At 48.4% G+C, this 16,845-nt stretch carries 16 protein-coding genes; 8 read left to right on the top strand and 8 right to left on the bottom strand.

Going from position 1 to position 16,845, the window contains the following annotated elements; all coding sequences use genetic code 11:
* Positions 1-8: 8 nt before the first annotated feature.
* Positions 9-884 (bottom strand): geranylgeranylglycerol-phosphate geranylgeranyltransferase, encoded by an 876-nt coding sequence (locus SD10_RS19475; protein WP_046576039.1) that lies wholly within the window; start codon positions 882-884, stop codon positions 9-11.
* Between the two features lie 170 nt (positions 885-1,054).
* On the opposite strand from SD10_RS19475, the gene bshA reads away from it, so the two are divergent.
* The 3 genes from bshA (at position 1,055) to SD10_RS19460 (ending at position 4,349) form a co-directional block, all read left to right on the top strand.
* Positions 1,055-2,194, top strand: a complete 1,140-nt coding sequence (gene bshA, locus SD10_RS19470) for an N-acetyl-alpha-D-glucosaminyl L-malate synthase BshA (RefSeq protein WP_046576037.1) — start codon at positions 1,055-1,057, stop codon at positions 2,192-2,194.
* A 78-nt stretch (positions 2,195-2,272) separates the two neighbouring features.
* The gene (locus SD10_RS19465) at positions 2,273-3,610 is read left to right on the top strand and encodes an NAD(P)/FAD-dependent oxidoreductase (RefSeq protein WP_046576035.1); all 1,338 of its coding nucleotides are present in this window, start codon (positions 2,273-2,275) and stop codon (positions 3,608-3,610) included.
* A 91-nt stretch (positions 3,611-3,701) separates the two neighbouring features.
* Positions 3,702-4,349, top strand: a complete 648-nt coding sequence (locus tag SD10_RS19460; RefSeq protein WP_046576034.1) for a sterol desaturase family protein — start codon at positions 3,702-3,704, stop codon at positions 4,347-4,349.
* A gap of 80 nt (positions 4,350-4,429) precedes the next feature.
* Here SD10_RS19460 and SD10_RS19455 read toward each other — a convergent pair whose 3' ends face one another.
* Both SD10_RS19455 and SD10_RS19450 read right to left on the bottom strand, forming a co-directional pair.
* Entirely contained in the window at positions 4,430-4,756 is a 327-nt protein-coding gene (locus SD10_RS19455; RefSeq protein WP_046576032.1) for a nucleotide pyrophosphohydrolase, read from the bottom strand.
* Positions 4,757-4,871: 115 nt separating this feature from the next.
* On the bottom strand, positions 4,872-6,107 hold the full coding sequence (locus SD10_RS19450) for a M16 family metallopeptidase (protein ID WP_046576030.1): 1,236 nt from the start codon (positions 6,105-6,107) through the stop codon (positions 4,872-4,874).
* A 28-nt stretch (positions 6,108-6,135) separates the two neighbouring features.
* Between SD10_RS19450 and SD10_RS19445 the strand changes: the two genes are divergently transcribed.
* Together SD10_RS19445 and SD10_RS19440 are read left to right on the top strand one after the other, a co-directional pair.
* Entirely contained in the window at positions 6,136-7,161 is a 1,026-nt protein-coding gene (locus tag SD10_RS19445; RefSeq protein ID WP_046576028.1) for a glycosyltransferase family 9 protein, read from the top strand.
* Positions 7,162-7,573: 412 nt separating this feature from the next.
* Positions 7,574-8,713, top strand: a complete 1,140-nt coding sequence (locus SD10_RS19440) for a pyridoxal phosphate-dependent aminotransferase (RefSeq protein WP_046576026.1) — start codon at positions 7,574-7,576, stop codon at positions 8,711-8,713.
* Positions 8,714-8,840: 127 nt separating this feature from the next.
* Here the strand turns inward: SD10_RS19440 and SD10_RS19435 are convergent, their stop codons facing one another.
* From SD10_RS19435 to SD10_RS19425, 3 genes are all read right to left on the bottom strand, one after another.
* The gene (locus SD10_RS19435) at positions 8,841-9,296 is read right to left on the bottom strand and encodes a hypothetical protein (RefSeq protein ID WP_046576024.1); all 456 of its coding nucleotides are present in this window, start codon (positions 9,294-9,296) and stop codon (positions 8,841-8,843) included.
* A gap of 184 nt (positions 9,297-9,480) precedes the next feature.
* Positions 9,481-9,942 (bottom strand): ester cyclase, encoded by a 462-nt coding sequence (locus SD10_RS19430; protein ID WP_046576023.1) that lies wholly within the window; start codon positions 9,940-9,942, stop codon positions 9,481-9,483.
* Between the two features lie 228 nt (positions 9,943-10,170).
* Positions 10,171-11,415 (bottom strand): MFS transporter, encoded by a 1,245-nt coding sequence (locus SD10_RS19425; protein ID WP_046579824.1) that lies wholly within the window; start codon positions 11,413-11,415, stop codon positions 10,171-10,173.
* A 205-nt stretch (positions 11,416-11,620) separates the two neighbouring features.
* On the opposite strand from SD10_RS19425, the gene aroB reads away from it, so the two are divergent.
* Both aroB and SD10_RS19415 read left to right on the top strand, forming a co-directional pair.
* Positions 11,621-12,658 carry a 3-dehydroquinate synthase gene (gene aroB / locus SD10_RS19420; protein WP_046579822.1) on the top strand — a complete coding sequence of 346 codons (1,038 nt, stop codon included), beginning with the start codon at positions 11,621-11,623 and terminating at the stop codon, positions 12,656-12,658.
* Positions 12,659-12,782: 124 nt separating this feature from the next.
* Entirely contained in the window at positions 12,783-13,316 is a 534-nt protein-coding gene (locus SD10_RS19415) for a DUF4136 domain-containing protein (protein WP_046576021.1), read from the top strand.
* Between the two features lie 34 nt (positions 13,317-13,350).
* Here SD10_RS19415 and gldA read toward each other — a convergent pair whose 3' ends face one another.
* On the bottom strand, positions 13,351-14,268 hold the full coding sequence (gldA, locus tag SD10_RS19410) for a gliding motility-associated ABC transporter ATP-binding subunit GldA (protein WP_046576019.1): 918 nt from the start codon (positions 14,266-14,268) through the stop codon (positions 13,351-13,353).
* A 143-nt stretch (positions 14,269-14,411) separates the two neighbouring features.
* Here gldA and SD10_RS19405 point away from each other — a divergent pair, with 143 nt between their 5' ends.
* Entirely contained in the window at positions 14,412-16,094 is a 1,683-nt protein-coding gene (locus SD10_RS19405; protein WP_046576017.1) for an amino acid permease, read from the top strand.
* An 11-nt stretch (positions 16,095-16,105) separates the two neighbouring features.
* Here SD10_RS19405 and SD10_RS19400 read toward each other — a convergent pair whose 3' ends face one another.
* Positions 16,106-16,837, bottom strand: coding sequence for a class I SAM-dependent methyltransferase (locus tag SD10_RS19400; protein ID WP_052731352.1), 732 nt, complete (start codon positions 16,835-16,837; stop codon positions 16,106-16,108).
* Positions 16,838-16,845 lie beyond the last annotated feature (8 nt).

Here is a 16,845-nt window from a genome sequence, read left to right as displayed (position 1 = left end):
TACATTATTTAAGCCCATATCATACTGAGTACGCCCATCAGCATAATGACTTTGCAGAGGTTACTAAGATAGCCGAAATCGTGTCGGGTGTCCGCGATGATAAGCCGATAGGTAAGCCAGGCAATTGGAAAAAGCAGCAACCCGAAAATAAAGGTGAGCCGAACGTTATGGAGCGAACTGGCAATGAGAAACAGGCTCAAGAGAAATGCTCCAATCAGTACGTATAGCAGGTATTTCGTGCGTCGGAGGCCCCACACAATGGGCAATGTACGACAGCCGAAACGGGCGTCGCCCCGAATGTCCTGCATGTCTTTGATGATCTCACGAATAAGCGAAATACCAAACGAAAACAAGGCATAGATCAGGAGCATATCCGTATTCTGGCGATAATAAACGGCCAGAACAATAAATGACAGGGCGGTTAATAGCGAAATGATAATATTCCCGACGAGCGGCTGCCGCTTAAATTGAGCGGAATAAAACCAGAGTAATGTAACGGACAACACATCAACCACAAATACCCAGCGACTTAGGTACAGACCGATCAAACAGCCAACGACATTCAGCCCCTGGTGAACACCCATTGCCACTCGGCGCTTAAGATAACGCCCAATCACCACCCGTTGAGGCTTGTTGATGAGGTCGATCTTTACATCGAAATAGTCGTTGATAATGTACCCGGCGGCTGCTATACAAACCGTTGATAAGGCAAGAAGCCAGAGTTTGGGATCGGTAAGCGATTGGATAATGGTTGATTTATCACCAATTAAAAACAGCCGCGCCAGAAACTGCGTTAGAACAACAATCAGCAGATTCTGCACGCGAATAAGCCGCAGAAAGCCGAATGTAAACGCCGAGAAAGGAATGGACTGCCGTGCAACCATGACTGTTTTTTTACAAAATTAAGCGTTTTGAAAAGCCGGAAAGCAGTTACGGAAGGGAGATCGCAAAGAAACAACAAAAACACTTCATTTTGCCTCTTCCCCTTTCTTCTACGCTTAGGGATTCTTTTTACTCCTGTTTGATGTTGAGAAGCAAAACCGTTCTCTCACGCATGAAAATTGGTATTGTGTGCTACCCGACCTTTGGAGGCAGTGGCGTTGTTGCCACTGAACTTGGCAAGGGATTGGCCAAAAGTGGCCATCAAATTCATTTCATTACCTACCAGCAGCCACCCCGGCTCGATTTTTTTAACGAGAACGTCTTTTACCACGAAGTAAATATACCATCCTATCCGCTGTTTCAATACGCGCCTTATGAATCGGCGCTGGCCAGTGCGATGGTTAATGTGGTAACCAACGAAAATGTTGATTTACTGCACGTTCACTATGCTATTCCGCACGCATCGGCCGCCTACATGGCCAAAATGATTCTACGGTCGCAGGGGCGAAATGTGCCTGTCGTCACAACGCTGCATGGTACTGATATTACGCTGGTCGGGAAAGATGCTTCCTACGAACCCGTTGTTACATTCAGCATCAACGAGTCGGATGGCGTGACCGCCGTGTCCGAAAATTTGCGCCAGGATACCTACAAGCACTTCAATGTTCACCGTGAAATTGAAGTCATTCCAAACTTCATTGACCTGAGCCGTTTCAAGCGTCAGCAAAAAGACCATTTCAAACGGGCCATTTGCCCGAATGGCGAAAAACTGATTGTCCATACGTCAAATTTTCGGCGGGTAAAGCGCATCGACGACGCCGTAATGATGTTTTTTTACATTCAGCAGCAAACGCCAGCCAAGCTTCTGCTGGTAGGCGACGGTCCCGAACGGGCCCGCATTGAACGACTGGTGCGTGATCTGGGTATCTACGATCAGGTTCGTTTCCTGGGCAAGCTGGATGCGGTAGAAGAAGTACTGTCTGTGGCTGATTTGTTCGTGATGCCGTCCGAAAACGAAAGTTTCGGTCTTGCTGCTTTGGAAGCGCTGGCTTGCGAAGTGCCGTTGATCACATCGAATGCCGGCGGTTTACCCGAACTAAATATACAAGGGGTAACAGGTTTCCTAAGTCCCGTAGGCGATGTGGACGACATGGTCAAAAATGCGCTTTATGTTCTGGACGATGAACATCTGCCAACCTTCAAAGAAAACGCCCTGGCGCGTGCTAAGGAATTTGAGCTATCGCGTATCTTGCCACTTTACGAGGCCCATTACGAGCGCGTATTGCAGGCGGTCCAACCGTTGGTGTCCTGAAACTTAGTAACAGATTTACCGTTTTAGGTTTACGGAGAAATGCCATAAACCAATACCGTAGATCGTAAACGAAGACAAATGAATCCAAACATACCACAAACAGACCGCAAGCGCGTTGTTGTTGTCGGTGCTGGTTTTGGTGGCCTAAGGCTGGCCCGCTACCTGTCGCGCCGGAAAGAGTTTCAGGTAGTACTGCTCAACAAACAGAATTATCATGAATTTCAGCCACTTTACTATCAGGTAGCCACGGCCGGGCTAGAAGCCAACTCCATTTTGTTTCCCCTGCGGGCTGTGTTTGGTAATTGCCAGAATGTACATATTCGGGTTACCAACGTAACGGGTATTCGGCCAGCCGACAAAGCGGTTGATACCGAGCTTGGCCCCGTCACATACGACTACCTCGTGATGGCGACGGGTGCGGATACTAACTTTTTCAATCAGCAGAACATTATTGAAAAGGCACTACCCATGAAGTCGGTGGCTGAGGCCATTGCACTTCGAAACCGGATGTTACAAAACTTCGAAGATGCGCTGAGCGTCGAAACGCTTGATGAACGGGAAGGCTTGATGGATGTTGTCGTGGTGGGTGGCGGACCAACGGGGGTGGAGCTTTGCGGTACGCTGGCCGAGATGCGTAAAACGGTGTTGCCCGCCGATTATCCGGAACTGGATTTCAAGATGATGGATATTTTCCTGATCGAATCCGGAGGTGAATTATTAGGCCCCATGTCGGTGCAGTCGCAGGAGCATTCGCTGGCGTATCTGCAAAAGCTGGGTGTGCATGTACGGCTGAATACGCGGGTCAAGGATTTCGATGGGCGCGTGGTGACTATGAACGATGGCACGTCGCTCCGGACCAACAATCTCATCTGGGCAGCTGGCGTCAAAGCCAATCCACTGGCGGGTTTGCCGCCGGAAGCGATTGGCCGGGGAGGGCGAGTGCTGGTCAATCGATACAGCCAGGTGCAGGGCTTCACGGATATATTTGCCATTGGCGATGTGGCCCTGATGACCGAAGAAAAGTGGCCCAATGGACACCCGCAGATTGCGCAGCCCGCTATTCAGCAGGGAAAACACCTGGCTAAAAACATGATTCGCTGGGTGCGCAATGAGCAGCCTGAGGAGTTTACCTACCGTGATTTAGGCACCATGGCTACAATTGGGCGGGGGTTGGCCGTGGTCGATTTGCCTTTTTTCAAGTTTCAGGGATTCTTTGCGTGGATAACATGGTTATTTGTCCATCTCATGGCAATTGTCGGCGTTAAAAACCGGCTGGCCATTTTTCTGAACTGGATGTTTAACTACCTCACATACAATAATTCGCTGCGGCTTATCATTCGCCAGAAAATGCCGAAGGGCGATATGGCGGCTATGCAGGAAAAACTTTCTGATCAATTAGAGGTCAGTAAAACATAGGTCGGATAGTAAATATAGTTTACTATCTGACCGAAAACTTGATTTTCGTTTTATTTTTGTGTCATAATACTCTTTGTTAATTGTTCTCTCTATGGAATCAACTACTGAAAAGCTACAAACCATGGCTGGCCACGGCAAAACCCGGCCTAAAAATAGTGGTAGTAAAAAGCTATTCGACAATCCGATTCTGGAAGCTCTTTCGCGGACGCACATCATGGTGCCCATTTCAATGTGGTTGGTACTATCAGCGTTTTTAGGATGGTATGCGTTCACCTATACAGATATGGGAACCACCACCATTGCTACACTATTTGCAACGGGCTTATTGGTTTTCTCTTTGTTTGAATATGTCTTACACCGGTATTTGTACCACTTAGCTCCAACAACGCCCCAGCGCGCCAAGATTCAGTATACCTTTCATGGTGTTCACCATGAATACCCGAAAGATAAAACCCGGCTGGCTATGCCCCCGGCGCTGGCTATTTTTGTGGCCGCTGCGTTTTTTGGCTTATTCTTCCTGCTTATGGGTGAGTCAGCCTATGCGTTTTTCCCTGGCTTCCTGGTTGGTTATTCAGGGTATCTGGCGGTGCATTTTATTGTACATGCCTATGCGCCACCCAAGAACTTCTTCAAGCAGTTATGGATCAACCACAGCGTACACCATTACAAAAATCCGGAAAGTAATTATGGCGTATCGTCTCCATTCTGGGATTATGTATTCAGATCTTTTCAGAAGTAATTGATCTTTCTGTTAGTTATAAAAAATGCCCGCTGAGTTATCAGCGGGCATTTTTCGTATAAGGCGGAGAGGATTCCGCCTTACAGTAGTTTTTCATTATTCAGATGACGGGTAGCATCCCGTATGTTTTTCTTGTCCAGGTTTTTTCGGAAGGCATCAGTGAGGTCGACACCCGTTTGATTAGCCAGACAAATGAGTACCCAAAGCACATCAGCCAGTTCGTCGCCCAGGTCTTTATTCTTATCGGATTCTTTTTCTGACTGCTCTCCGTAGCGCCGGGCAATGATTCGAGCCACTTCGCCAACTTCTTCAGTCAGTTGAGCCATATTGGTTAGCTCGTTGAAATAACGAACGCCAACGGTTTTGATCCAATCGTCAACGGTGGTTTGGGCTTCTTTTAGGGTCATGGCTTTACGGTTTGTGATTTACGGCTTGTGGTTGGCTGACGCACCAGTTGCTTTCGCCGGTCCGCTGGTGCGGTTAGCCAACCACAAGCCGTAAATCACAAACTATTAACTGTCCTTACTTCTCCGGTACAAAAGTCAGGTAGCTGAATTGATTTTCATCAAAAACTTCCTGAGCGAGCGTTTGCAGCTGCGCTGCTGTCACTGATTTTATGTCGTTGAAAATGTCGTTTAACGCTTCCACTCGATCGATGTCGAGCAGACTTTTTGCCATCATCAGCATAAAGCTGTTGTTGCTTTCTTCGGCCATGGCCAACTGCCCAATGAGTTGCTCTTTAGTTTGGTGCAATTGCAGCGTCGTGAGCGGTTGCTCGCGTAGCCGTTTCAGTTCCTTTATAATCAGCGCCTGGGCTTTGTCCACTTTCTTGGGGTCGGTACCGAAATAAATACCCAGAAAACCCGTATCTAAATAAGGCGTATAGCTGGCATCGATGGAATAAACCAGGCCGTATTTTTCGCGGAGGTTCAGGTTCAGCCGGGAGTTCATGCCGGGGCCGCCAAGGAGGTTGACCAGCATGAAAAAGGGAAGCCGCCTTGGGTCAGTCAGGCCATAGGCAGGCCGTCCGAGGGCGCACTGCGCCTGGGTAATAGGCCGTTCTACTTTCGTGTGACGCGGCACATAATCGGTGGGCTTGTTTCGCTGACGGGCCGAATGCTGTGCTGGTACGTCCTGAAAATACTTTTCGGCTACTTTTACGACCTGGCTGAAGGTTAATTTACTAACCGAGGCAAAGACAATTCGGCTGGTGTCGTAGTTTTCGGCGATAAATTGTTGCAGATCTTCGCGCTTGAATGAGCTGACGGTATCAATGGTGCCGAGAATATTACCGCCCAGGGCATGATTTGGAAAGACCAGCTCATCGAAATCATCCTGAATCGCATCTTCGGGTGAATCGTAGTACATGGCCATTTCTTCGAGGATAACTCCCCGCTCTCGTTCGATTTGTTTTTCAGGAAAAACCGAATGAAATGTGATATCTGCCAATAACTCCGTAGCTTTCTCGAAATGTGCATCCAGTACAGACGCGTGGAAACACACTTTTTCTTTCGTTGTGTAGGCGTTTAATTCGCCCCCAACGGTTTCTAAGCGCGTAATGATGTGGTAGGATTTTCGTTTCTCCGTACCTTTGAAGGCCATATGCTCCCAAAAATGGGCCAATCCCTGCTGATGCGGTTGTTCGTCGCGGCTGCCGATGTCGAGCATAATCCCACAATGGGCAATTTGCGTATATGGCATTTGTTTGTGCGCAATCCGAATTCCGTTGGGTAAAGTATAAACTTCGTAATCTTCCATTCTTAGCTTTTACGCATTGAGCGTACTAATGATAACCGCTACCAATCCACCTCGGTTCCTGATTATTCAAACCGCCTTCATCGGCGATGTAATATTGGCTACGGCCATGCTTGAACAAGTGCATGAAGCATACCCAACTGCCGTACTGGATATTTTGGTGCGCAAAGGTAACGAGGGTTTGCTGGCTAATCATCCCTTTCTGAACGAAGTCCTGATTTGGGACAAAAAGGGAACGGGTGGAATGTTTGCCAAATACCGGGATTTCTGGCGGTTGCTCAACATCATCCGCCCCCGCCACTACGATGCCGTGCTGAATTTACAACGCTATGGCACGATGGGTTTACTGACGGTATTGTCGGAAGCAAAAAAGACGATCGGTTTTGATAAGAACCCATTTGCCCGGTTTTTTACGCATCAGGTCGAGCACCGGTTTGAACCGGGGGTACACGAAGTTGATCGTAACGCGGGTTTGCTCAGGGCGTTGGGCATAACCGGCGGATTTGTACGTCGTCCTAAACTGTATCCATCGCTCAATGATTATTCGATTGCCCAAACGTATCAGAGCCAGCCTTACGTCTGCATAGCCCCGATGTCGGTCTGGTTTACCAAACAGTACCCAGCCCAACGCTGGGTGGAACTGATCCGGGCTTTACCTCAAGACCTGCGGGTTTACCTGTTGGGTGCTTCATCCGATTTATTAGCCTGTAAGGCTATTAAAACGATGGTAGGCCCCCAAACGGATATTGTGAATTTGGCCGGTAAGTTAAGCCTGTTGCAGTCGGCAGCTCTACTGCAGGGGGCCGTGATGAATTACGTTAATGATTCGGCTCCACTTCATTTGTGTTCGGCGATGAATGCACCGACAACGGCGGTCTTTTGTTCAACGGTTCCCGAATTTGGTTTTGGACCCTTAGCTGATGGATCGCGGGTAGTGCAAACACCGGAACCACTGGATTGCAAACCCTGTAATCTGCACGGTCGAACCCATTGTCCGCTGGGTCATTTTCGCTGTGCCTGGGGCATCCGAACAGAAGAACTGGCCCAGTTAGATTAATGACGCTGTCTTAGCCGATTCCAATTTAATATCATTTTTAGTCGCTGGTTGGACTTTGTCTGGGCCAAGCCAGAGCTTGGCCCAGACAAAGTCCAACTATAATTAAATCGCTGGTGAATGATGCGTATATAGCCATTGACCCAATATTGTTGTTGATGGCCATCTCGCTTATGAGATACTATTTATACTTTATTCGGATAAAATTGATTTATAGAGATTATATGTGCTAATTAAGGTTATATTGCAGAATATTATTTGAAAAATATTCTTGATTGGCATATATTTGGTCTGTTCATGTAGAGAATACAACAAAACAGTTACTATACGGCTTACTTACCTGCTTACGGCGAGCCGTTCCTTAATCGATAGTCTCTTTATTCATTTATTGATGCGGTAAATTATCCTTTCTGCTATGTCTATCAATCGTCGTGACTGGCTACGGGCCAGTATGTTATCTGGTCTGAGTTTAGCGGCTGCTCCAGCGGCATTCTGCGAGTCAGAACCCGAAATGCCTAAGGGGTACATAATTCCGAAAGGGGGGCTGAAAGCCCGCTTATCCGCGAACGAGAATCCTTATGGCCCTTCGCCCAAAGCTTTGAAGGCCATTACGGAGGCTGCGCCCGATGGCTATCTGTATGCGATGGAGTATTCGAAGCAATTTCGGAAGCTGGTTGCTGATACGGAAGGCGTTCCGGAAGAGTATGTACTGCTGGGCGCCGGATCGGGCGAATTGCTGACCGCGGCTTCGCTTTGGGCGGCCTATCGGGCCAATGCCGGCCGGACCATTGTGGCGCCTGACCCGACCTTTGATGCTTTACCAAGAACGGCCGTTAAACATGGTATCACGATGGACCGTGTCCCGCTCGTGGCAGCGGATGGCTATGACATTAACCTGAACAAGCTGAACGAGCGCGTTGGTAGCCAGACGGGTATGGTTTATTTATGCAATCCCAACAACCCAACCGCCATCACGGTTGACCCGGCCAAACTGCGGGCCTTCTGCGAAGCGGTAGGAGCCAAGACGCCCATTCTGGTCGACGAGGCTTATATCGACTATACACCCGATCCTAAAGCTTACACCATGGTCGATATGGTGAAGAAGGGGAGCAACGTGATCATCACCAAAACGTTTTCGAAAGTACATGGCTTTGCTGGTTTACGGACGGGCTACATGATTGCGAAACCCGAGTTGCTAGAGCAAATCAGTAAGTTTGCGACAGGAGGCAGCTCTATGAGCATGACAACCCTGCGGGCGGCTATGGTTAGTTTACAGGACAAAGACTTTATCAAATACTCACTGGGCAAAGCACAGGAATCCAAAGATTATCTATACGGCGTTCTGAAGCAGCATAATTACGAACCCCTACCATCGGGGGCCAACTTTGTCATGTTCCCGATTCGGATGAAAGGCGAGGATTTTGTCAGCCGTATGCTGGATCAGGGCGTCGGTATCCGTCAGTGGAAATTTGACGGCCAATACTGGTGCCGCGTTAGCCTGGGTACAATGCCTCAAATGCAGGCTTTCGCCGACGGCTTGAAAACCATATCATAAGCCTAAGTAATTCAACACCACAAAAAATGGCGACATACTGTGTCGCCATTTTTTGTCTTTATTGGGCTACTTCACTGAACGTTAATCACTCTGAAGAAGCAATAAATGAGCTATTGCTCCTGTTCAATTAAATCTTCTTGAACTTCGTAATTGTTCCAATGTTCTGGCCAGCAGGCGTATAGTAATAACTAATAACATTTTCTTCGGTGCAAGTCATTCTTAGAAAGTCCGACTGAGATGAAGCCGCGGAAGTTAGATTAATCGAATAACTAACGCAGCCTTTTTTGACATTTACAGTGCTGATTAACTGGCTTATACGTGCTTTGTTATACGTGATGCTATCCGCAGGCTGGCCATTTACCGTAGCCACTAGAGACACACTAACGGAATCTTTCGACAAGCTTTTAATGGATAATTTTACTGTCTCGCCCTGGATTGGAAAAGGCTTATTAATGCTTACTGCCTGATACGTGCCTTCCAGCGATGGCGCTGGATCGGGCAAGGTTAGCGTATTTTTGGTGCAACTGCTGGTGATCACCAAAAGCAAGAAATTGATCCAGAAAAGGCGGTTGATAGAACGCATGTTGGGGAGAAGCTTGGTTCCATTATACTAACGACATGCCTTTAAAATAGATATAGCCTGGATAGTTTATTTATATTAACAATCAGTAAGAGTGACGATCTGAAAACGTAAAAACGATTTGTTTTGTCGATGTTTGACCGAGAAAGAAAGCTTAACAATAGACCGTCTGCACGAACCCAACCTATCACGATGAAAGGCTATTCGGTAAGTTTGGTGAAGCAACTTCTTTCGTATTTGCTAACTGTTGTAAAACAATGGGTAAGGTATTGATACCCCAGTGTTCAATATATTTTCCGTTGCGTAATCGTATCACGTCAATTACGTCGATACTTATTGACCGATCAGTTGGAGGTATGCCCATCAAGGTTCCTTTATGGGTTCCTGTAATGGTTTTGCGAGTAGTAACTAAATCCCCTTCAGCAATTTGATCATGAATGATTACCCGCATATCAGCGAGAGCTGGGCGAAGGATATTGTTGAAGGTATTTATCATCCCCTGAGGACCGTTATTAGCTCCCGGTGGGGCGGAGTGATTGATAAACTGATCATCCATTAATTCGTTGAAGCTATCGAGATTGCCTTCTGCAATCACTTCTTGGTTGAAACGCCTGACCGCTTCTTTGTTTAGCTGAGCCTGTAAATCCATTTGTTGTATAAGTGACGTGGCTGTTGTAAAAGTCTCAGTACTGCTTGTTTTTGTAGTTACTCGGCTAAAAGCCGAGTAACTACTGGCTCTAATACAGCCTTCAGGACGGTTCGCTAAGCGACTGACCGATTTTTGCAACAACCACTGACGTTAGGTTAACTAATCAAAAATGATATAATTCCTTATTCAGATGGTATGATTCAATAACCTCTTTATATCGACTACCCGTCACACCTTGATCGTCACGGGTTTAGTCGGGTCAATACGGAACCAGAGTAAGGCGCTGACCAGTAAGCAACCCGCAATCATAAACAGAGGGTAACTGAAATTATTCGTGTGTTTGACGATGATGCCGAAGAGGATAGTAATGAAAAAACCACCGAGTTGCCCGGCAAAATTCATGGCTCCTGTTACAGAACCGGCGTTGCGCTGGCCAATATCTACACAGACTGCAAACGCAACAGGTAAGGCCAGATCTTTCGCTAGCACGCACATGGCCAGAAAATAACCCGCCGTCTGATTATCGGTGGTGATACCGGCCAACAGAAAAAATAAGCTCGATAAGCCCAGTCCACCGACGCCCACCGCCCGACGGCCTATTTTCAGCCCGTATCGTTTGGTTAGGGCGTCGCTCAGGACACCGCCAACCAGACAGCCAACCGCGCCCAGGAAATAGGAAAGGGAGATAAAGTTTTTCGTTTGATCTTCGCTCATGCCACGACCTTCCTGAAAGTAGACCGACGACCAGTTCGTGAAAAAGTAGGAGCCGTAAAAGAACAGATGGCACATGAGCATGAGCGCCCATAAATCGGGATTACGGATGATGGTTTTCCAGGGAATCAGGTGGTCGGACGATTTGATTTTACGGCCCCGTTCAATCTCCCGAACTTCTTCAAGGCTGATACTTTCCTGAGCTGCGGGCTCGTCGCGGAACCAAATAAACCACCCAATGGCCCAGGCAACACCCAGCAAACCCAATGCCGCAAAGGCCCAGCGCCAGCCAGCCCAATGCACCAGTGGAATAACCAGCAACGGTGTCAACGCCCCGCCCAGCCGTCCGGCAGCCCAGATCACCGATTGGGCCCGACCCACTTCAACCGCCGGAAACCACCGCGCAATAACGATGGAGGAGTTGGGATAAGCGCCCGCTTCTCCGGCACCAAACAGGAACCGGACCACCAGCAAGTAGATAAAATTGAAGGCCGTGCCTGTCAACATCGTAAAGCCAGACCACCACAGCACGACCCGCGTCAGCACGCGTCGGGGACCAATTTTGTCGCCGAGGGAGCCCGTTGGAATTTCAAAAAGCGCATAGGCCAGTGAGAACGCACCGAGTATCCAGCCAAACTGCTCGTTATCCAGATGAAGGTCAGCTTTTACGTATTTACTAACCACGTTCATGCAAACGCGGTCGAGGTAGGTTATGGTCGAAAGGAGAAATAAGCCCGCAAGAACGCGGTAGCGAACCTTCATAAAGTGTAGGAAAAGAAGATAGGAATAAGGTGTCAGGTAAAGATAAGTTTGCCTGATGGAAAAACAACAGATGTCATTGATGGCCAGCGATTGAATACGTACAGTCGGCGTGGATTTTATCATTTTTTAACGAGCTTGTGATCGGTTTGGAAAAAATAAGCCGGATGGCCTTCCGACCAATCGTTGCCCGATGTACTTTTACGGCATGTCAACCGTAACGATTGCCCCACTTGCCGAAAGCTTACCTGCTTTCCTTGATTCCTACGATTTTTCGGCCATTGCCGTTATTGCCGACAACCACACATTCCGTTTCTGTTACCCCGATTTAAAGGCGTTGCTACCTAAACACACGCTGGTTCGGATCAAGTCGGGCGAAGAACAGAAGCACATCGCTACCTGCGAAATGATCTGGGATGCCCTGACACGGGCCAACTTTGATCGCCACTCGCTGGTGCTTAACCTCGGTGGTGGAGTCATTGGCGATATGGGCGGGTTCTGCGCGGCTACTTACAAGCGCGGAATTGCCTTTGCCCAGATGCCTACTACCTTACTTTCTCAGGTCGATGCCAGCGTCGGGGGTAAACTCGGCATCGACTTCCGTGGCTTTAAAAACCACATCGGCGTGTTTCAGCAGCCCAACGCTGTGCTAATCGACACGACCTTTCTGACGACGCTGCCTGAGCGCGAACTCCGGTCAGGATTTGCCGAGATCATCAAACATTGTCTCATTGCCGATGCCGCTATGTGGGACGAAATACGCCGTCGTGATCTCGATGAGCAGGATTGGACTACTTTGGTTGCGCATTCAGTAGCGGTAAAGCAGCGGGTCGTGGCGCAGGATCCTACCGAGAAAGGCCTTCGTAAGATTCTCAACTTTGGTCATACGCTGGGCCATGCCGTAGAAACGCACTACCTGATGCAGCCCCGGAAGCGCCTTTTGCATGGGGAAGCGATTGCCGTTGGGATGGTTGCCGAAGCCTTCATTGCCTGTCATAAAAAGATGATCGACCAATCGTTGCTTACACAAATCGAAGAATACGTATTTTCCGTATATGGAAATGTGCGCTTGGTAGACGAGGACATCGAGCCCATTTTAGCATTGACCTTGCAGGATAAGAAAAACCGGGGACGCGAAGTTCGAATGTCTTTGCTTGATGGACCCGGAAGTTGTGCCTTCGATATACCCGTTACGGCCTCCGAAATGCGCAAAGGTCTGGAGTTTTACCGAGGCCTAAATAAGTAGTGGAAAGTTGGCGTACTGTATTGTTTAAGAAACAATTACGATTATATTTGGGTTTGACAAAAATATTATCACTACAATCTATTTAATACTCATTATCTATTGAAAACTCTTTACAAACGGTAGTATGAAAAAGTGCATCGGAATTCTGTTTACATTGGCTGTTGTCGTTATGGCGGGCTGCTCGCCGAGTAGGTTGTTTGTAGAGCATGACTATAGCTACGAGGGCCACTTTAAAAATTACGAATCGTTTAATTTCCTGGAATGCGAATTCGTTGATTCCACCCTTCTCTGTTCCGATATTCAGGATGCAATTCGGCATCAAATGGAGGCTCGCGGGTATCGGGTGAGTAATCGCAATCCAAACCTATTGATCTCCTATAATATTTTTCGGTCTGATCTGCGCTTCCGGGGCTACCAACAGCCTGTCATTAAAGACTGGGTTGTCCGCGAAGACGACGATGCTACCTATAAACGCATTGATTATAACCTGGATGAAGGCACATTAATGATTTCGCTCATCGACGCGGAATCTTATCAAGTCATCTGGAAAGGCTATGCATCCAAAATGATGCGAAATCAGAACTTCAAGAATAACTACTTCAAAGGCATCGTTCGATCTATATTCGACCAATATCCGCTGATGGCTACAGTTAAATAGGTAACGCGCAAGTAACGTGGACATTCTGTTCGCGTTACTTTGTTAATTCTTTGAAAATCCCTTCCAGTGAGTTTTCCTGCTGACGAAGCCCAACCAATGTCAGGTTCTGATCGGCAGCAAGCCGAAATATAGCACCCCGCAGGTCAGTTTTTGATGAGGCCGTAATTCGATATTGGCCTTGTTCCATGGGCTCGACCCGCTCAACGCCCGGCAACGAGTCCAGTAGGGCTGGGTTGACCAGATCACTCTCAAACTCGGCGACAACGACAAGGCTTTCCCCCGCCGACGCGCTCCGGAGTTGGTTCAACGGCTGATCGACTACAATTTTCCCCCGATTGATGATAATGACCCGATCGCAAATGGCTTCGACTTCCTGCATGATGTGGGTCGAAAACAGGACGGTTTTGTCGCGACCCGCGTTGCGGATGACTTGCCGGATTTCAGCTAACTGATTCGGGTCGAGCCCCGTTGTTGGCTCATCCAGGATCAGCACAGGTGGATTATGCAGCAGTGCCTGCGCCAGGCCAACCCGTTGCCGATACCCTTTTGACAGTTGCCCAATGCGCTTGTGTTGCTCTCTTTCCAGGCCCACCCGTTCGATTATTTCAACAATACGTCGGCTTAGGTCGGAGCCACGCATACCATGCAGTGATCCGGCAAACTGAAGGTACTCCCTTACGTACAGATCCAGATAAAGCGGATTATGCTCGGGCAAGTAGCCAACGCTCCGGCGTACATCCATAGGGTGTGTCCGAACGTCGAACCCATTTACTTCCACTGTTCCGTCGGTAGGGGAGAGGTAGCCCGTTGCTATCTTCATCGTTGTGGACTTCCCCGCTCCGTTAGGTCCCAGAAACCCGACGATTTCGCCCGGCTGTACGGTTAGTGAAATTTGATCGACAGCTCGCTGACGGTTGTACTCTTTCGTGAGATTCTGGACTCGGATAGACATGTTGACGTTGACTGGTAGATGATAAACGACGAATAATGCTGTATTGGCATGTGCGCTATCTGACTCTAACCTACAAAAAACCGGAAAGAATTTCTATTTTTATCGGTTTAACATCAATAGACATCGTTTTCTTTCACTAGCCTATGTCCCTTTTACGCAAAAAGACCGTAACCCAAATCCTGAGTGATGCCGCCGAAGGTGAGTCAAGTAAACTGGTAAAGACGTTGGGTGTCCGCGATTTAACGTCATTTGGCATTGCAGCTATCATAGGGGCCGGTATTTTCAGCACCATTGGGCTGGCCAGTTATAATGGGGGGCCTGCCGTATCGCTCCTGTTTGTTTTCACGGCTATTGCCTGTGTGTTTACAGCATTGAGTTACGCACAGTTTGCCAGCACGGTTCCCGTTAGTGGTAGTGCCTATACGTATGCTTATGTGGCCTTTGGGGAAATTTTTGCGTGGATCATTGGCTGGGCACTCATCCTCGAATATGCCGTCAGCAACATGGTCGTTGCTATTTCATGGTCAGAATATTTCACATCCATGCTGAGTGGATTTGGCATTACCTTCCCAAAATATTTTGCGACCGACTACGGTTCGGCATCGCGTGCGTTCGAGTTGGTGCAACAGGCGAAACAGGCCGGTACGGCGCTAACTACCATCCCGGAAAATACGCGGGTACTGGCCGATGCCTATGCGAATGCACCCGTTGTGGGCAACATGCACCTGATTGCCAACCTGCCCGCTGGTGCGATCACCGTTTTGATTACGGCCCTTGTGTATATCGGCATTAAGGAGTCGCGCACGGCAAGTAATATACTGGTAGTGCTCAAACTGGCGGTTATTGGTCTGGTCATTGGCGTAGGCGCGTTTTATGTAAAACCGGCGAACTGGTCGCCGTTTGCCCCCAACGGTGTATCAGGTGTACTGAGCGGGGTGGCGTCTGTGTTTTTTGCCTTTATTGGCTTCGACTCCATTTCGACCACGGCCGAAGAGTGTAAAAACCCCCAACGCGATCTGCCGCGTGCTATGCTCTATTGTCTAGGCATCTGCACGGTTCTTTACGTACTGATTACGCTGGTCTTGACGGGTATGGTTAACTATAAAGAGCTGGGCGTGAGTGATCCGCTGGCGTATGTGTTCCAGAAAGTGAACCTTGATTTTGTCGCAGGTGTGATATCGGTAAGCGCGGTTGTCGCCATCACGAGTGCATTACTGGTGTATCAGCTCGGGCAGCCCCGTATCTGGATGACCATGAGCCGCGATGGCTTGCTCTGGAAACGTTTTTCCCGGATTCACCCTAAATACAAAACGCCGTCCTTTGCGACCATTGTTACGGGTTTTCTGGTTGCCGTTCCTTCGTTATTTATGGACCTCAAGTTTTTCGTCGATCTCACCAGTGTCGGAACGTTCTTCGCCTTTATTCTTGTCTGCGCCGGTATTCTATTTCTGGATGCCAAAGGACTTACGGCCCAATCGAAATTTAAGGTTCCATATATTAATGGCAAGTACATCATTGGTGCTGTCTTACTGGCCGTTCTGGCTTATGCCCTAACAAAAGATGCGCCCCTGCAAACGCTGGAAAGTAAGCCCTTATTGGTCGTTTTCTGGGGTGTATGGGCGGTGTTGGCCATACAAGGCTTCCGCTACAATTTCTCACTGCTACCAGTCATTGGCGTGCTGACTAATTTATATTTAATGACGGAGCTGGGAGCAAGCAACTGGCAGATTTTTGGTATCTGGCTGGTTATTGGCCTGGCTATTTATTTTTCGTACGGGTTCAGAGAGAGTAAATTGGCGAAGCAGGAGAATTCATTGAGAGGATAGATTTGGCCGTGTTACTTTCCAAAAAACATAATGTGCTGTTGCGGTAATCGGTCATCGTTTTTCAAGAGTTTCAATCCGATAGCTTTCATCTCTGTACTTGCCTGCTTGACGCTCAGTTTGTGAAGTTCTTTGATGGGGACGTTTGGGTCCTCGGCCCGGTATTCGACCAGAACAATGCGCCCGCCCGGTTTTAAGGCTGATGCAATATGGGCCATCATTTCGCGCGGGTACGAAAATTCATGGTAGGCGTCAATCAGAATCGCCATGTCAATGCTGCTGGCCGACAGTTTAGGGTCCGACTCTGTACCCAGTACCGGTTGCACATTGGTAACCTTGCGTTTGGCTTTTCCCGCATTCAGGTACTCGATCATTTCGGGTTGAATATCAACGGCCAATACCTTGCCCTGGGTTAGTTTAGGGGCCATTAGAAAGGTAAAAAAACCGGTTCCTGCCCCAATGTCGGCAACAACATCGGTTGGCTTTAAGGATAAGGCTTTTAATAACAAGTCCGTGCGCTCTTCCTGTTCCCGTTCCGGACGTTCGAGCCAGGATGCGCCCAGGTGACCCATGACCTGAGCAATTTCGCGGCCCTGATAAAATTTGCCGATTCCGTCGCGGCTGGCACTTCCCATGCGATAGACGGTTGTTGAATCGGTGGGTAACGAGGTGGTAGGCTGTTGTTGAGAAGCCCCTCGACAACAGACGAAAAGCAGCGCGAAAAATAAAACCGGAATACGGTGCATGGCGAATG

Source organism: Spirosoma radiotolerans (assembly GCF_000974425.1).
Taxonomy (GTDB): Bacteria; Bacteroidota; Bacteroidia; order Cytophagales; family Spirosomataceae; genus Spirosoma; species Spirosoma radiotolerans.
Note: the sequence above shows the minus strand (reverse complement) of the source record. Positions and strands in the feature narration are given on the sequence as shown.